Source organism: Rhodococcus sp. 15-2388-1-1a, from assembly GCF_002259145.1.
GTDB lineage: Bacteria > Actinomycetota > Actinomycetes > Mycobacteriales > Mycobacteriaceae > Rhodococcoides.
In genome coordinates this window covers 1-14,830 of record NZ_NPFP01000007.1, presented here as the reverse complement: position 1 = coordinate 14,830, position 14,830 = coordinate 1, and the positions used below count along the sequence as shown (strand labels likewise).

The 14,830-nt window shown below is 63.3% G+C and carries 12 protein-coding genes; 9 read left to right on the top strand and 3 right to left on the bottom strand.

The window, feature by feature from the left end; genetic code table 11:
- Positions 1-429 precede the first annotated feature (429 nt).
- Both CH302_RS04475 and CH302_RS04470 read right to left on the bottom strand, forming a co-directional pair.
- A complete protein-coding gene (locus CH302_RS04475; protein ID WP_230596252.1) occupies positions 430-1,920 on the bottom strand; it encodes a cellulase family glycosylhydrolase in 1,491 nt (496 codons plus the stop codon).
- Between the two features lie 141 nt (positions 1,921-2,061).
- Positions 2,062-3,501: an O-antigen ligase family protein gene (locus CH302_RS04470; RefSeq protein ID WP_230596253.1), complete on the bottom strand. Its 1,440-nt coding sequence runs from the start codon at positions 3,499-3,501 to the stop codon at positions 2,062-2,064.
- A gap of 93 nt (positions 3,502-3,594) precedes the next feature.
- Between CH302_RS04470 and CH302_RS04465 the strand changes: the two genes are divergently transcribed.
- The 9 genes from CH302_RS04465 to CH302_RS04425 all read left to right on the top strand — a co-directional run bounded on the left by CH302_RS04465 (position 3,595) and on the right by CH302_RS04425 (position 13,734).
- Entirely contained in the window at positions 3,595-5,067 is a 1,473-nt protein-coding gene (locus tag CH302_RS04465; protein WP_082323636.1) for a polysaccharide biosynthesis tyrosine autokinase, read from the top strand.
- Between the two features lie 5 nt (positions 5,068-5,072).
- Positions 5,073-6,317 (top strand): alpha/beta hydrolase family protein, encoded by a 1,245-nt coding sequence (locus tag CH302_RS04460; RefSeq protein WP_037190362.1) that lies wholly within the window; start codon positions 5,073-5,075, stop codon positions 6,315-6,317.
- A complete protein-coding gene (locus CH302_RS04455; protein ID WP_255137393.1) occupies positions 6,299-7,015 on the top strand; it encodes a YveK family protein in 717 nt (238 codons plus the stop codon). Before CH302_RS04460 ends, CH302_RS04455 begins: the two co-directional genes overlap by 19 nt.
- Positions 7,012-8,256, top strand: coding sequence for a lipase family protein (locus CH302_RS04450; RefSeq protein ID WP_082323637.1), 1,245 nt, complete (start codon positions 7,012-7,014; stop codon positions 8,254-8,256). Before CH302_RS04455 ends, CH302_RS04450 begins: the two co-directional genes overlap by 4 nt.
- Before the next feature lie 17 nt (positions 8,257-8,273).
- Complete coding sequence (locus CH302_RS04445; protein ID WP_037190375.1) at positions 8,274-9,536, top strand: acyltransferase family protein; 1,263 nt, start codon at positions 8,274-8,276, stop codon at positions 9,534-9,536.
- Positions 9,537-9,540: 4 nt separating this feature from the next.
- Positions 9,541-10,758 carry a lipase family protein gene (locus CH302_RS04440; protein WP_052047607.1) on the top strand — a complete coding sequence of 406 codons (1,218 nt, stop codon included), beginning with the start codon at positions 9,541-9,543 and terminating at the stop codon, positions 10,756-10,758.
- A 14-nt stretch (positions 10,759-10,772) separates the two neighbouring features.
- Positions 10,773-11,624 (top strand): sialate O-acetylesterase, encoded by an 852-nt coding sequence (locus CH302_RS04435; protein ID WP_052047608.1) that lies wholly within the window; start codon positions 10,773-10,775, stop codon positions 11,622-11,624.
- Between the two features lie 252 nt (positions 11,625-11,876).
- A complete protein-coding gene (locus tag CH302_RS04430; protein ID WP_371828441.1) occupies positions 11,877-13,382 on the top strand; it encodes a sugar transferase in 1,506 nt (501 codons plus the stop codon).
- 52 nt (positions 13,383-13,434) lie between these two features.
- A complete protein-coding gene (locus CH302_RS04425; protein WP_037190365.1) occupies positions 13,435-13,734 on the top strand; it encodes a hypothetical protein in 300 nt (99 codons plus the stop codon).
- A 39-nt stretch (positions 13,735-13,773) separates the two neighbouring features.
- Here the strand turns inward: CH302_RS04425 and CH302_RS04420 are convergent, their stop codons facing one another.
- On the bottom strand, positions 13,774-14,727 hold the full coding sequence (locus CH302_RS04420) for a GDP-mannose 4,6-dehydratase (RefSeq protein ID WP_037190367.1): 954 nt from the start codon (positions 14,725-14,727) through the stop codon (positions 13,774-13,776).
- Positions 14,728-14,830: the final 103 nt, after the last annotated feature.

Genomic DNA, 14,830 nt, shown 5'->3' with positions numbered 1-14,830 from the left:
CAGGCACCCACGCGCTCAGCCGTTCGTCTGGACCAAAACTGCGGAGCAGATCCTCAAGAAGGCCAACCGCCCAACAACTTCAAACGCGGACCACTAGGGCATCCCGAAACGCCAGATGACGCTCCGGCGTGCGACGGTGCACGACAAGAGCGTCGAATTCAAGGCGTCCCCCGACGAGACGTGCGAACACTGGACATAATCCTGCCACGAAGAGTCATTCGTTCGCGCTATATGAATATCCGTTTGCGGAGGAAATAGATAGCGCAAAGTGAGGTGGTTCACAACGCAAAATAATTGATCGATAAAACGAAACCGCGCCTTTGCGCAGAGTTAACGTGGCCGCAATGATGGCACCGGGAAATGGGCGCAGTGAACCCAATGAAAAGGGGCGTGCGGTTTGTGAATTATCGATCAGCTGATCGATTGAATTCAGCGGGTGACGGTCGCTCCGACATACGGTGTCCAGGTGATCGCGCCGTACTGGAACGTCACCCGTACGCCGCCGCCGTACTGCGGCATCTCGTCGCTCGTTGCGGGCCCCAGGGTGGGATCCCAGGCGCTGTAGATGCCGCCACCGATGTTGTGGGTACCACCGACGGCGGTGGAGAACACACGTAGGCCGAAGGGGCTGTCGAAGTCCTGGTAGGTGCCGTTGAACGGCGTGGTCGGGAGAAATCCGGTGGCGCGGATCGATTCGGCCACGGCGCGGGGAACGGCAACGAAACCGGTGGGCATCTCGTAGAGAACCGCATCCTGGCGGTACTGCGCCCACGTATCGCGAACGGGGAACACCGGTCCCAGTACCGCTCCGGAGTTGTTCGGAGCAGCAGCGAATCGGTTGTACTCGGCAGTGCGCGGGATGTTGTTCTGCAGCAGGCTCATCAGGCCCCACAGAGCCGGTTTGGCACCCCAGTTGCTCTCGAGCAGGCCGAACGTGTCTTCCGGATCATTGCTGCCGGTTGCCTTGTCGCGCATCGTGTAGAGGAAGATCGGCCCGGTGTACGGCAGCTCGCGCCACTTCTGGATGAAGTCGGTGATCATCACGTTCTGCTGATCTCCCGACACCGCGGAGGTGGGAACGCCGTACTCGGTGGCCCAGATCTTCTTGCTGCCGTCGCCGTTGGCGACCATGGCCGCGCGCATGTCCATGACCTGCCGGGCCGGTGAATGCTCGACGTAGGGTCCCTCGGAGAACTTCAGTGAGTATTGATACGGGTGGTAGGAGAGGGCGTCGAAACTGCCTGCAGCACCTGCCGCGTACATCTGGTTGGTGAAGTCGACGGGATTGACGATGCCCCATCCCTGTTCGGCTGCGCCGAGGACACCGCCGACGACCGTTGCGGCCGAGTCGGCTGCCTTGATCTTGGGGTAGGCGGCTTTGAGCAGGGCGGTGTAGCCGGCCGCGTCGGGCTGCGGCCCGTAGAACATCGACCCGTTGGGCTCGTTCCAGATCTCGTAGTCGGCCACCTTGCCCTTGTAGCGGGCGGCGACCTTGCCTGCGAAGTCGCCGAACGCCGCAGGTGATGCCGGGCGGGTGTTGATGGGTTGGTTGACCGGGGAGGTCGCCCACGGCGGGGTGTACGCGATGATGCCCAGCATCGAGATGTTTGCTGCTCGAAGCTTGTTCACCACGCGATCGACGGCCGTCCAGTCCAGCTGATTCTGGGTGTACTCGACGGTGGACCACGGAATGGCGATGCGCATCGATGTGGTGCCCATTGCCGTCATGAATTGCACGGTGGTGTCCAACTCCGCGTCGGAGGCCCACAGCAATCCGCCGCCGTCGGAAATGCCGACGCCGGGTGGATTGGGGGCCGCGTCGGCGCGTGACGGGCCGATGAGGTGATCGGGTGAAGTGATGACGGACGTGACTCCGAACGAGAGCCCGGCAGCGACGATCAAAACGGTTGTCGCTGACATTACTGCGCGAAAGCCACCGCGAAAGTGAACCATCTTCAATTCTCTCCACCAGGGGGTCCGTACCAACATTCGACGGGCCGGTGCGGGAATCATTGCACCTCGAGCGCGCTTTTGTACAAATCACAAAAAGCGGACCGATAATTATGAAACTGCTGGTCGAGAACCTCCGGCCGAAAGCAAGCTTTTCGTTTTCGTACCCTCGACGTTGTCGCCGTCGGGCTTGGTTTCCGACGTCTTTTCCCACGCGTAGACGACGAATGCGAGCATCACGGAAAATGCTGTCGTGGTGGAGGGATTGCTGACGACGGGAAAGTCGAGTTGCAGCGCGACCACCGAGAATCCGATGAAAGTGCCGCCGTAGAAGCCGAGTTCCCAGCGTCCCGATCGCAGCATCCGGTAGCCCACGACGGCACCGGCAACGAGAATTGCGGTGAAGGCGAGGCCGGTGAATATGCCGCCGCGGTAGACGGTCAACAGTGGCGAGTTGGCGACGAAGTTCACCTCGAACGCGGTGGCGGGATCGACGAATTCGGGCCGGCCCCAACCGAGGCCGAACAGCCAGTGGCCTTGCATGTGGCCGGGGAATTCGGCCAGTGCATCGCCGCGTGCGCTCGAGCCTGCGTCCTCGTTGCCGAAGGACGAGAAGACGCGGCTGCGCACGCTGGGTACTGCGAGCGCTCCGATGAAGGCCACTACGAATGCGCCGACGATCGCCAGGCGTTCCCTGGTCCGCAGCTGTTGGAACGCGAACATCAGTACTACGCCGAACACCACCGAGAACAGGGCCGCTCGTGACAGCGTCAGCACGATCGACAGGAACAGCAGAGCTCCGAGAGCGGTACGCAGGTATCCCCGCAACAACAGGATGCACAGCATCAGCGCGAGGACGAAGCCGATTCCGGCGGCGTTGGGGTCGATGTACGTCCCTGCCAGGCGAACCGAGGTCGCTCCGGTGGGGCTGTAGACGAACCGCGTGCTCTCCTCCTCGGTGCCGTATCCCAGAATCGACAGGTAGCGAATGAGTTTGCCCGTGGGATCGCCGACGAAGATCAGCAACGCGAACGCAGCGGCGGCCGACGCCGCGTAGACGTAGATCCTGCCGAACATTGCCATTTCGTCCCGCGGCATTCGCAACAGGCACACCACCACAAGAGTGGATATGAGCCATTTACCGAATTCGAAGAAATCACCGAGTCCGGTTGCCATGACGACGACCGACAGTGCAGACAGAACGATGAGCGCAATGACGGTCGTTTCGGGCCATGTGATGCGGCTCACTGCTGTGCGGTGAATCACAGTAGCGAAGATCGTTGCGACAGCGAAGGTGAAGACCAACGGCGCGGGAGTACCCGGTACGTAGCCGAACGGGAGCGCCCCCAAGCAAAAGGCAAGAGCGCGAGTCAAATACAGCGGATGACGTAGGCCGATGTACGCCCCCACGGTCAGTGCGACGAGGGCGAATGCCCCCAATTTCGCTGGAGTTCCGCCGACGATCATGGCGAATGTAACGAGAACGGGGATTGCCACGATGGCGACCCATCCGACCCGCTGCGTGATGCTCATGGGTTCTGATGTTGTCACGCTTTCACCTACTCGCAACATGTACGCCGTGCCGAATCCTTCGCTGCGCTTTATTCTTTGCCCTTGACCGTCGGTTATTCGATAGGAGCATTCGTGGAGATTCGAGAGTATTGGCGGATCCTTCGCGCGGGTTGGTGGATCGTCGCTCTCGCGACGGCCATCGGTGTCGCCGGGGGGTATGCCTACACGTTCTTCACGACGCCTCAGTACCAAGCGTGTGCTCGTTTGTTCGTCACCACCGAAGGCGGCAGTTCCGTCGGTGAGGCGTACCAGAACAATCTCTTCTCGCAGGAACGCGTGTCCTCCTACGCCGGGTTGGCCACCAGCACACAGGTTGCACAGCGAGCCGTCGATCAGTTGCAGCTGCAGGAGTCCGCGGCAGAACTGCGGTCCAGGATCACTGCGACGCCGATCGAGAAGACGGTGTTGCTCGACCTGTGTGCCACCGATGCCGATCCCGCAGTCGCCCAGGCGTTGACCAACGCAGTCGCCGGGCAACTCACGCAGGTGGTGCAGGAACTCGAAACGTCCCAGCGCGGCGGCAACCCCGCGGCCGGTGCCACCATCGTCGATCAGGGTGACGTTCCGACGGCACCGATCGGCATGGGCCTGTTCGTCGCCCTCGGTCTCGGCGGCGCTGTCGGATTTGTCGTCGGCCTCGCCCTCGCGTTGCTCCGTGGTCTGATGGATCGCTCCATCCGCGATCGTCCACGCGCCGAGGACGTCTCGGGCCGCGTCGTACTCGGTGGTCTCCCGGTGGATGCGACGCGTCCCACCGTGCCGGTGGTGTCGATGGCGACGATGGGTGAACCACTGCGCATCCTGCGCACCAACATTCGCTTCCTCGGTGGCGGCTCGCCGCCGCGTGTCATCACCATCACCAGCGCGGCCTCGAGCGAAGGACGTACCAGTACCGCGATCGACCTCTCCGCTGTTCTCGCCGAGGCCGGGCACACGGTGCTGCTCGTCGGCGGCGACTTGCGAAGCTCCACCCTGGGCACCCGCTTGGGTATCGAGCAGAACAGCGGCTTGTCCACCGTCCTCTCCGGTGAGCACAGCGTGGACGATGCCATTCAGAACGATGTGTTCGACGGTGTGTCGGTGCTTCCTGCGGGGCCGGTGCCGCCGAACCCGAGTGAGTTGCTCGGATCGGACCGCGCTCAGGAGGTGCTGGAAGCGCTGCGCGGCCACTACCGCTACGTCATCGTCGACACCCCGCCTCTGCTCGATGTCACCGACGGTGCGATTCTCACCGCATTGTCCGACGGCACAGTGGTTCTCGCCCGCACCGGTCGCACCACGCGTGACAAGCTGCGACGTGCGATCAAGGCAATCGACGGCGTCGGCGGCACCGTGCTGGGCGTGGTGACCACCTTCGAACCCGCGGCCCGACGCCTCCTCGGTGGCAGCTCCGCGGCGGACGACTCCAGTGAAACGTCGGCTGCTGCAGAGAGTCCCACTGTCCCGTCCACGCAAGCAGCTCCATCCGGACCCGCCCACGCCGCGGCCGTCAGGCCGAAGCCGGCGAAGAACGACTCTGCGACTTCCTCGGCGAGCAGAGGATAGCTCCTATGTCAGGTGGGTGGACGGTCCGAGTCGGCGTCCTGGTGACCGCAGCCGTGGTGTCGATCTCCTGCTCGCAGCAGGCTCCGATCGTGCTGCCGCCCGGCGCGCAGACGGCTCCCGTCACGGCCTCTCCGGCGACGTCGGAGCCGCCGCCACCGTCCAATGTCGGTGGTACCGCGCCGGGTTCGTTGATCTCGGCCGAGCCGATCGAGGACATCGCTGCAGACATCACCGAGTTGGGTGCTACCGCCACTCGTGTGGTGTACCGATCGACGTCGGGAGTCACCGGGGAGCCGACGGAGGTATCGGGCACCGTGGTGATCCCGGGTGGCACCGCGCCCGAGGGCGGTTGGCCGGTGGTGTCCTACGGCCACGGTACGACGGGTGTGCTGGAGGCGTGTGGGCCGTCGAGGTACGCCAACCTTCTCGGCAGTGCCCCCATCGTGGCTGCGCTGGTGCTCAACGGCTTCGCCGTTGCCATGACCGACTACCAGGGGCTCGGGCTCGGTGGTTCGTATCACCCGTACCTGGACTCGAAGACGTTCGGCTACAACATGATCGACGCTGTGCGTGCGGCCAGGAACTTCATGCCGACCCTCAGTTCGCGGTGGGCCGCCTACGGTGTCTCGCTCGGCGGCATGGCGGCCTGGGCGGCAAGCGACCGCAACGCCGAGTACGGCGGCGGGCTCGAGCTGGTGGGCACCGCGGCGATGGTGCCTGTGTCGGACATGTCCGGCCTGGCCGATGCTGCCGCGAATCAGACACTGACGCGGGCCCAGTACCCGCTGCTGATGTACGCGCTGCACACTCTGGCGATCAGTCATCCCGAGATGAACCTCGACGACTACCGATCCGGGTTGGCGAGGGAGCGGTGGGACGACTTCATGGAGTGCGTACCGCCGAAGTCCGACGACGTGCCGGGGCTCTTGGCAGGTCTGCAAGCAGCGGACCTGACGCCCGTCAGCATCGAAGCGACGGATCGTCTGCGCGGCTACCTGGCGGATATGGCTCTGCCGCAGCAGCGTTCGACGACACCACTGTTGGTGATGTACGGCAGCGGGGACGATCTGATTCTCGAACCGTGGACCGAGAAGGCGTTGCAGCGCGCCTGTGATTCCGGAGATCTCGTCGAGTACGAGCTGCATCAGGGTGAGGGACACGGCAATCTGGACAGCAGTCGGTCGCTGCCGTGGGTCAAGGGCATGTTCGCCGGCCAACGACCGGTGAACACATGCGAGCTGAACCGATGATCGCCCCCACGGGTGTACCGACCCTCAAGGACTACGGCCGTATTCTGTTGTCCGGCTGGGCATTGATACTCGCCGCGGCGATACTGTCGGCTGCCGCCGGCTGGTTGGCGACGCAGTTGGTCGAGCCGACGTACACCGCAGCGACTCGGGTGTTCGTCACCGCGCCCGGTCCCACGTCGCCCAAGAATTCGCTCGACGGCAATCGCGGGTCACTGGTTCGCGTCGAGACGTATGTTCAGTTGGCCACCGGGGAGCAGGTGTTGCGACGTGTCATCGCCTCGCAGGGGTTGGCGGTCGAACCGGAGGCGCTGAAGAACGACATCACGGTGGTGCCCACTCCGGGCTCGGCCTTGATCGAGATCTCGGTGGTGAACTCCGAGGCAGACCAGGCTCGGGACATTGCCAATTCTGTTGCAGTGCAGCTCATCAAGCTCGTCGGTGAGATCGATCTGGGTGCCAATGGGGCGGTGTCGGCAGTGACGCTCGTCGATGCGGCCACCACTCCCGATCAAGTCACCACACCCAAGCCGACGAGCAACATGATTCTGGGGGGAGTGATGGGCACGATCCTGAGCAGTGTGCTGGTTCTGGCATTCGGAATCGCACGCGACTCGATCGACCATCGCGATCAAGTAGAGAACATCGTGAAGCAGGCGACCGCTGCCAAGCGGACGTCTGCTGTGGAGGGGGTCCGATGACACTGTCGCGAACGAGCCGAGTACGCCGAGCGAGCGGTGCCTGCGCACTGGCCTTGATCCTGGCGACGTCGGGGTGTTCGTCCGACGATCCGCCTGCCGACCCGTACTCGGTATCGCAATCCGCAGCGTTCGGTGCGACGCTCGACGCCGATTACGGTGAAGCGGGCCCTGGTTCGCTCGAGAGTGCACAGCAATTGCTGACCATCGATCGCCGGGTCAGCGCTGTCTCCTCGGTCGCCGCTCGGGTGGTCTACTCGTCCACCTCGGGCGTGGACGGGTCACCGCAGCGCGTCTCGGGCACGATCTTCGCACCGGAAGGCACACCGCCCGAGGGTGGTTGGCCGATCATCGCGTACGGCCACGGCACCACCGGCGTGCTCGAGGACTGCGCACCGTCGACCGATCCCGAACTGCTCGGCAGCTCGCAGATCGTCGCAGCGCTGGTGCGCTCCGGGAACGTCGTCACGGTCTCGGATTATCAAGGACTGGGGCTGGAGGGTTCCTACCATCCCTATCTCGACGCCCGTACCGTCGGCAACAACCTCATCGACTCTGTGCGGGCCGCCCGCAAGCTGATACCCGAGGCGTCCACCAAGTGGGCGGCGTTCGGTGGGTCCCAGGGCGGTCAGGCTTCGTGGGCCGCAAACGAACTCGCGAGCAGCTACGGTGAGGGCCTCGACCTGGTCGGCTCGGTGAGTTTGGTGCCGGCGGCCGATATGGTCGGTCTGGCGGAGTCCGCCGCGAACGGCACGCTCACCGACGATCAGAAGCCGCTGCTGCAGTGGGTTCTGGTGGGCCTGGCCCAGTCTCACCCCGAGCTGGACCTGGACGACTATCGCAGGGGCATCGTCGCCGAGAAGTGGGACGAGCTCTCGGCGTGCGGCGGCGCTCTCGCTGCCGACCGCACGTCCCTGGCGGCGCAGATCAGCGACGACGATCTGCGTCCGGCAACCCCCGAGGCGACGGCGAAGCTCGCGGAGTACCTGCGGCAGATGAGCTTGCCGATGTCTCCGGCTGCCGCGCCGATGCTGGTTCTCTACGGCGGCAAGGACACGTTGATCTCGCAGGCGTGGACCGAGGTCGCCATCGCGGCCGGCTGCGCCAGCGGCGACACGATTCAATCTGTGCTCCAACCGAATTCCGGTCACGCAGACATCGACGGTGCTGCTGCGTTCGGATGGCTCGAAGACCGGTTCGCCGGCACCGAGGCCATCAGCTTCTGCCCGCCGCCTGCGTTATGACCCTTCAGAAGGTACCCATGACCGCCACACCCGACAGCACTGCGACCGCCGCCACCGCGGTCGCCGATGCCGGTACCAAGCGACCTGCCCGTATCGTCGGGCTCGACGGCCCCCGCGGATTCGCCTGCCTGTGCGTGCTCGCCGTGCACGTCGGCGGACACTATTCGCCGCAGACCGTCCTGACCTACAAGCTCGGAGTGCTGGGACAGGGGTTGATCTTCTTCTTCGCGCTGTCGGGCTTCCTGATCTTCCTCCCGATGGTACGAAAACTGTTCGCCGGCAAACCGATGCCGAACAACGTCAGCTACGCGATGCATCGACTGCTGCGGGTGTTCCCGGCGTACCTGTTCATTTTCTTGTTCGCCAACTACGCGATGCGTGCGGTGTTCGTGGAGAACGCCGCGGTGGCCGAACAGCATTTCACCGACAACGGTCTGGGCATCCTCACCGATCCGTTGACGCTGGTGGCCAATTTGACGCTGGTGCACACCTACATTCCGAGCATGATCCAGACCGGGATCAATCCGTCGTGGTCGCTGTCGCTGGAGTTCGCGTTCTACATCGCACTACCGCTGCTGACGAGCATCGCGTTCTTCCTGCGCAAGCGCACGTCCATCTCGGCACCGGTGCTGGCGTTGATCCCGGTGGTGATCATGTTCGTCATCGGGATCACCGGAAAGTTGTACACCGCCTCGCGCGTGGGGCCGTCGGGCATCACCGATCCGAAACTGCTGGAATGGGGACCCAACGAGATCGCGGTGCTCAGCCGCAGCTTCTGGTCGCTGGCAGACAATTTCACGTATGGGATGCTGGCAGCGGTGGTGTTCGTCGCGATCGACAACGGAATGCTCAAGGGCGCGATGGTCACTCACATGCGGTGGTGGACGGGCATCGCGATGATTCCCACCGCGGTGATCTCACTGATGCTGATCGACAACAACTCGCGCTGGCAGACATCCACCGTGTCCTTCGGATCGGCATTGCTCATTCTGTTCATCACCGTGCCGCTCGCACGCGGTGAGCGGTCGAAGTTCGCCGAACGGGCCGATTGGGCACCGTTGAGCTACGTGGGCATGATCTCGCTCAGCGTCTACCTGTGGCACTTTCCCATCCTGATCATGTTGGGGCGCTTCGGATGGATGGCGGGTGACAGCCCGTTGGGGCTACTGCGGAACTTTGTGCTGGTGAGCGCGGTGAGCATCGCATTCGGTGCGGTGACGTACCGCTTCATCGAGAAGCCGTCGTTGACGTACGCCCGTAGATTCAAGGCGAGCAAATAGGTTCATGCACACCGTCCGTAGGCTCGCCGCGCCGCTGATGCTCCTGCCTCTGCTCGCGGGATGCGCCGTTGTGGTGCCGCTGGGAAGCCAGGCGCAGGGGGCACTGGCATCGGTGGTGCGTGGGTCCGATCCGGAGCCGATGGACATTGCCGATCCCGGTACCGGAAGCGGTTCCATCGTGAGCGCCGAGACGATGCCGAATCTACCGCTGCCGGTGCGGATGTCGGGTATCGACGCCGCGAAGGTGGTGTACCGCTCGGTGCAACCGGGTGTGGGCGAGCGCGAGGTATCGGGCACGGTGTTCACCCCCTCCGGTGGTGCGCCCGAGGGTGGGTGGCCCGTCATCTCCTACGCCCACGGCACCACGGGTATCGAGGAGGCCTGCGCGCCGTCGAGGTCCGCCTCGCTGCTGGGCGCATCGGCGCTCGTTCAGGGTTACACCACAGCCGGATTCGCGGTCGCCATCACCGACTACGAGGGCCTGGGGCATCCGGGAAACCATGCGTACCTGGAGAACATGACCGCCGGCTACGACGTGATCGATGCCGTACGGGCATTGCGTACGGTCTTTCCCGATGTGGGTACGCAGTGGGCTGCGTTCGGTGGTTCACAGGGCGGTGGTGCTGCCTGGGCCGCGAACGAACTTGCCGGTTCCTACGCGCCGGAGCTCGATCTGGTCGGTGCCGTGGCTCTGGCACCCACCGCGAACATGGTGGGCCTGGTGGACAAGGCGGTGGCGGGTACGTTGACGGAGGACCAGGGGCCGGTGCTGCAGTGGATACTCGAATCACTCGCTCGGCGTGACGAGAACGTCGATCTCGACGATTACCGCAGCGGGAATGCCGAGCGGGACTGGGACACGCTCACCCAGTGCACACTGGACAAGGCGGGTGCGCGCACCGATGCGGCGAAGAGGCTCGGCAGCAACGACTTTGCACCCGACTCCCCTGCGGCCGCCGCGGCGCTGCGTGACGAGCTGACGCAGATGGCCCTGCCGAAGGGGCCGGCGTCGGCACCGATGTTGGTGGCGTACGGAGATGCCGACACCTACATCGACGTGGCGTGGACAGATGCGGCGCTGCAGTCGGCATGCAGGCTGGGCGATGTCATCACCATCGACCGGCAGGCCGGGCGCGGTCACGGGGACGTGAACGGCGACAACGTCAATCAATGGATAGGGGATCGGTTCGCCGGGACACCGGCGCAGAACGACTGCACGTAAATAGGGGGAGGGTCATGGGATTTCGGCAGAACGCAAAGGTACGGGCCAAGGACGTCGTGAAGAGGCGTCTCGGACGCGGCATTCCGGTGGAGACGATCGACGAACCGTATCTGGTGGTGGCGGTGCTGGGTCAGTCCAATGCACACGGTGGGGGTCGCGGGTTGGATCGATCGGGTCTCGATGCGCCGCATCCACGGGTGCATCAGTGGGCTGCGTCGGGCCGGTCGAAGAACACCATCGTGGCGGGCAGCAATCCGCTGTTCCACGAAGTGCCCTCCAAGGCAGTCGGATTCGCTCCGACGTTTGCCGCGCATCTGGCCGATGCGATGGGCAGGCCGGTATTGCTGGTTCCGTATGCGCGTGGTGATTCGGGCTTCGCACGGATTCACGGTATCTCGTGGGATCCGGCCGACACCGGCGCACGAGTCAATCTGTTCTGGGATGCACTGCAGCGCATCCGAACGGGACTGGCAACCAAGCCCGGCAACGAGCTCGCGGCGGTGCTGTGGCATCAAGGGGAGAGCGATGTGCCGCTACTCACCGGGCCGGTGTACGCGGAGAAGCTCGACAGCCTGATCGACACGCTGCGCGGCGAGTTCGGCGACGTTCCGTTCGTCATCGGTCAGATGGTGCCGGACGAGATCGAATCAGGGGATGCGAACTACGCCGTCATCGACGCGGTGCATGCCGATACGCCCAGACGTAGGGCAGGAGTGGCGTACGTGCCGGGCCCGCGGAGGCTCTACAACAGCGAGACCGAGAAGATCCACTACAACGGCGAGGGGCAACGGGAACTGGGACGCCGAATGTGGGAGGCGTTCGTCGGCCTGTCCCCGAGCATCCGACGTTCGACCGACAATGCTTGACACAGGCCGTGAACGCGGCGCTAATAGGTGGTCGAGAGTGACCGGAATGGGGCTTCCGGAGAAGTCGGCAACGCAGCGGACGCGTCTGGTTAATGCAGTGGAAACATGTAACGACCTGCGAGTTCGTGTCGATCAACATACCGTTACCAAGTGACACGATAAGTACGACAAGATAATCTGCACGACGGGGTGGCACGGAGCTGTGTCGATCACGCAGGGGTTCGGCAACGCGTACGTACCGAGGGGAAATCAGTGTCAGTCAGCGATCTGGAAGCGCAGAGTTCGGTCGTCTCACGGCGTGACGCACGACGGTTGCGCAGGGTGACGTCGCGTCGTGAATGGGAAACGCATTACACCGAAGGTCTCCGTGTCACCGACACAGTGGTCGTTCTCGCTGCGGTGACGGTCGCGCAGATCATCCGCTTCGGAGATATCGATTTTCGTGAACCGTGGTCCATCGTCGGCTACTTCGGGATATCCGGGATACTCGGAATTCTGTGGCTGACGTTTCTCGCCATCTTCCGCACCCGTTCTCCACGGGTGATCGGCAACGGCTCGGAGGAGTACCGCCGCATCGTGTCGGCCACGTTCCGGCTCTTCGGAACCATCGCGATCCTTTCGCTGCTGTTCCGTCTGGACATCGCCCGTCTGTATCTCGCGATCGCACTACCCGTCGGACTGGTCGGGCTTCTCCTGAGTAGATGGGTATGGCGAAAAGTAGTGTCGCGCAAACGTGCTCGTGGCGGATACCAAACCTCTGTGCTCATCGTGGGCAGTCGTAGTTCGGCTCTGGCCATGGCCAAGTCCTTCGAGCGTTCCCCCGAAGCCGGTTACAGCGTGGTCGGCATCTGCCTACCCAACTACGAGCCCGGCAACGACTCGTCGTTCACCATCGACGGCGTCGAGATTCCGGTACTCGGTGATGAACACAGTGTCGTCGAGGCCATCGAGACGTCCGGTGCAGACACCGTCGCGGTCACAGCCACCGAACACATCGGCCATCACGGACTGCGAAAGATGGTGTGGGACCTCGAGAAGAAGAAGGTCGACCTCGTGGTGTCCCCCGGTGTGGTGGACGTGGCAGGTCCACGTCTGGTGATGCGTCCGGTGGCGAACTTCCCGCTCATCCACGTCGAGAAGCCGCAGTACAACGGCGCGAAGCGATTCAGCAAGACGGCGTTCGATTTCCTGTTCGCCGCCTCGGTCCTGCTGTTGATTTCACCGGTCCTGATCACCCTCGCCGTGATCATCAAACTCACCAGCAAGGGCTCGATCTTCTACAAGTCCGAGCGAATGGGCATCGACGGCAAGCCTTTCCAGATGATCAAGTTCCGCAGCATGGTCCAGGATGCCGACAAGCGAGTGCAAGAACTGGCCGCCCTCAACGAAGGGGCCGGCGGGGTGTTGTTCAAGATGCGCGAGGACCCACGGGTCACCCCGGTGGGCAAGGTGATGCGCAAGTTCAGCCTGGACGAGCTGCCGCAGTTCGTCAACGTGCTCAGGCGCGAGATGAGCGTGGTGGGTCCGCGGCCGCCGCTGCGCAGTGAAGTGGAAACGTACGACGGTGAAGTCCGCCGTAGGCTGCTCGTCAAGCCGGGCATCACCGGGCTGTGGCAGGTGAGTGGTCGATCGGATCTGTCGTGGGAGGAGAGCGTGCGCCTCGATCTCTCGTACGTCGAGAACTGGTCCATGACAGGGGATCTGCTGATCATCGCCAAGACCGCGGTCGCCGTCCTCAAGAGCGACGGCGCGTACTAGTAGCTCCGACGCTCATCCTGCGGTCGGTCGGTTTTGTTCGTATCATTGCGCAATGACAACTGTGTCGCAGAACGGACGTGATGTTTCCATGGGGCAGAACACGTTTCACGATTTCTTGGCAGATCGCATCGACGTGATCGCGAAGGTTCATCTGAACAGGTCCACTTCGCTGCACGCAGTCATCTCCGACAGTGTCGATGCCTACACCTCGGCGTTCGCGGAGTATCACGGCACCGAGGCACCCTTGGATCTTCTCGCTCCGGAGGTTCGCTCCGAACTGAGCGATTTCATTCACCGCTGCGCCGAGGCGGTCGAGGAGCCGGAGAACCCGCAGTTTCCCGTCAGGAGATAACTGCGGGTTCGGATGGCCCACGAGTTGGAGCAGTCGACCTCACAGCAACGACAAATCGTGTTCTACCATTGCCTTCACCACGTCCTCGAACCGCTTCGTAGGCTCCCATCCGAGTACGTCCCTGGCCCGGCTTGCGTCTCCCACCATCTCTGCCGAGTCCGCAGGTCTACCGAACGCGTCATTGCTCGTCACAAGTTCTTGCCAGTCCGGGATGCCTGCGGCACGGAACGCAGCATCGACGAACTCCCGCACTGAATGAGCCTCGCCCGTAGCGATCACGAAATCGTCACCGCGATCGTGGGTGGCCATGAGCAATGTTGCTTCGACATAGTCGGGTGCCCAACCCCAGTCACGTCGCGCATCGAGGTTGCCGAGTTCCAACGTCGATTGCTTACCGCGCGCAATCGCCGCGGCCGCAGCCGTAATTTTGCGAGTCACGAACTTGGTCGGACGAAATGTCGACTCGTGGTTGTAGAAGATTGCGTTGCTGGCCTTCAATCCCCTAGCGCGGTATACCTGAGTCATGTTGTGACTGAACGCCTTTGATACACCGTACGGGTTCAGTGGGGTAATCGGTGTGCCCTCGTGTTGTGGCGATTCCGAGGCGCCGGCGAATATCTCGGCGCTCGACGCATTGACGAAGGTCCGTTCGGCTCCGGACGTTGTCTGGATTTCGAGGAGCGCGTCGAGCAGAGCGACAGCAGAGTTGCCATTTACTGCCGCTGTTTCGACCGGGTGATCCCAGGAGTAACCGACCGAGGAGATTCCCGCGAAGTGAAAGATCACGTCCGGCTCGGCGTCCAGGACGAGTGCGCGGCATAATTCTGCGTCGCGCAGATCTGCCTCGATCAACGAGGCACCGCCGAAGTGCTCGGACGCGACCGAACCAGGCTGCACAGTGCCGACGATCGAGTAGTGGAGTTCGCTCAAGCGGCGGGCCAGGATCGTTCCATCTTGCCCACCGATGCCAGTGATGAGGGCGCGTTGTGTCACGTGCGGTCCGTTCGTAGTTCGTCGAGGTCGTTGCGGACCATCATCTGCACTAACTCCGTGAAACCGACCTTCGGCTTCCACCCCAACCTGTCGTGCGCCTTCG

What these genes read in the sequence shown, in the direction of transcription:
- CH302_RS04450 (WP_082323637.1), top strand. Translation starts at nt 7,012, where the DNA reads ATGACACTGTCGCGAACGAGCCGAGTACGCCGAGCGAGCGGTGCCTGC.
- CH302_RS04445 (WP_037190375.1), top strand. Translation starts at nt 8,274, where the DNA reads ATGACCGCCACACCCGACAGCACTGCGACCGCCGCCACCGCGGTCGCC.
- CH302_RS04460 (WP_037190362.1), top strand. Translation starts at nt 5,073, where the DNA reads ATGTCAGGTGGGTGGACGGTCCGAGTCGGCGTCCTGGTGACCGCAGCC.
- CH302_RS04475 (WP_230596252.1), bottom strand. Translation starts at nt 1,920, where the DNA reads ATGTCAGCGACAACCGTTTTGATCGTCGCTGCCGGGCTCTCGTTCGGA.
- CH302_RS04440 (WP_052047607.1), top strand. Translation starts at nt 9,541, where the DNA reads ATGCACACCGTCCGTAGGCTCGCCGCGCCGCTGATGCTCCTGCCTCTG.
- CH302_RS04425 (WP_037190365.1), top strand. Translation starts at nt 13,435, where the DNA reads ATGACAACTGTGTCGCAGAACGGACGTGATGTTTCCATGGGGCAGAAC.
- CH302_RS04435 (WP_052047608.1), top strand. Translation starts at nt 10,773, where the DNA reads ATGGGATTTCGGCAGAACGCAAAGGTACGGGCCAAGGACGTCGTGAAG.
- CH302_RS04455 (WP_255137393.1), top strand. Translation starts at nt 6,299, where the DNA reads ATGCGAGCTGAACCGATGATCGCCCCCACGGGTGTACCGACCCTCAAG.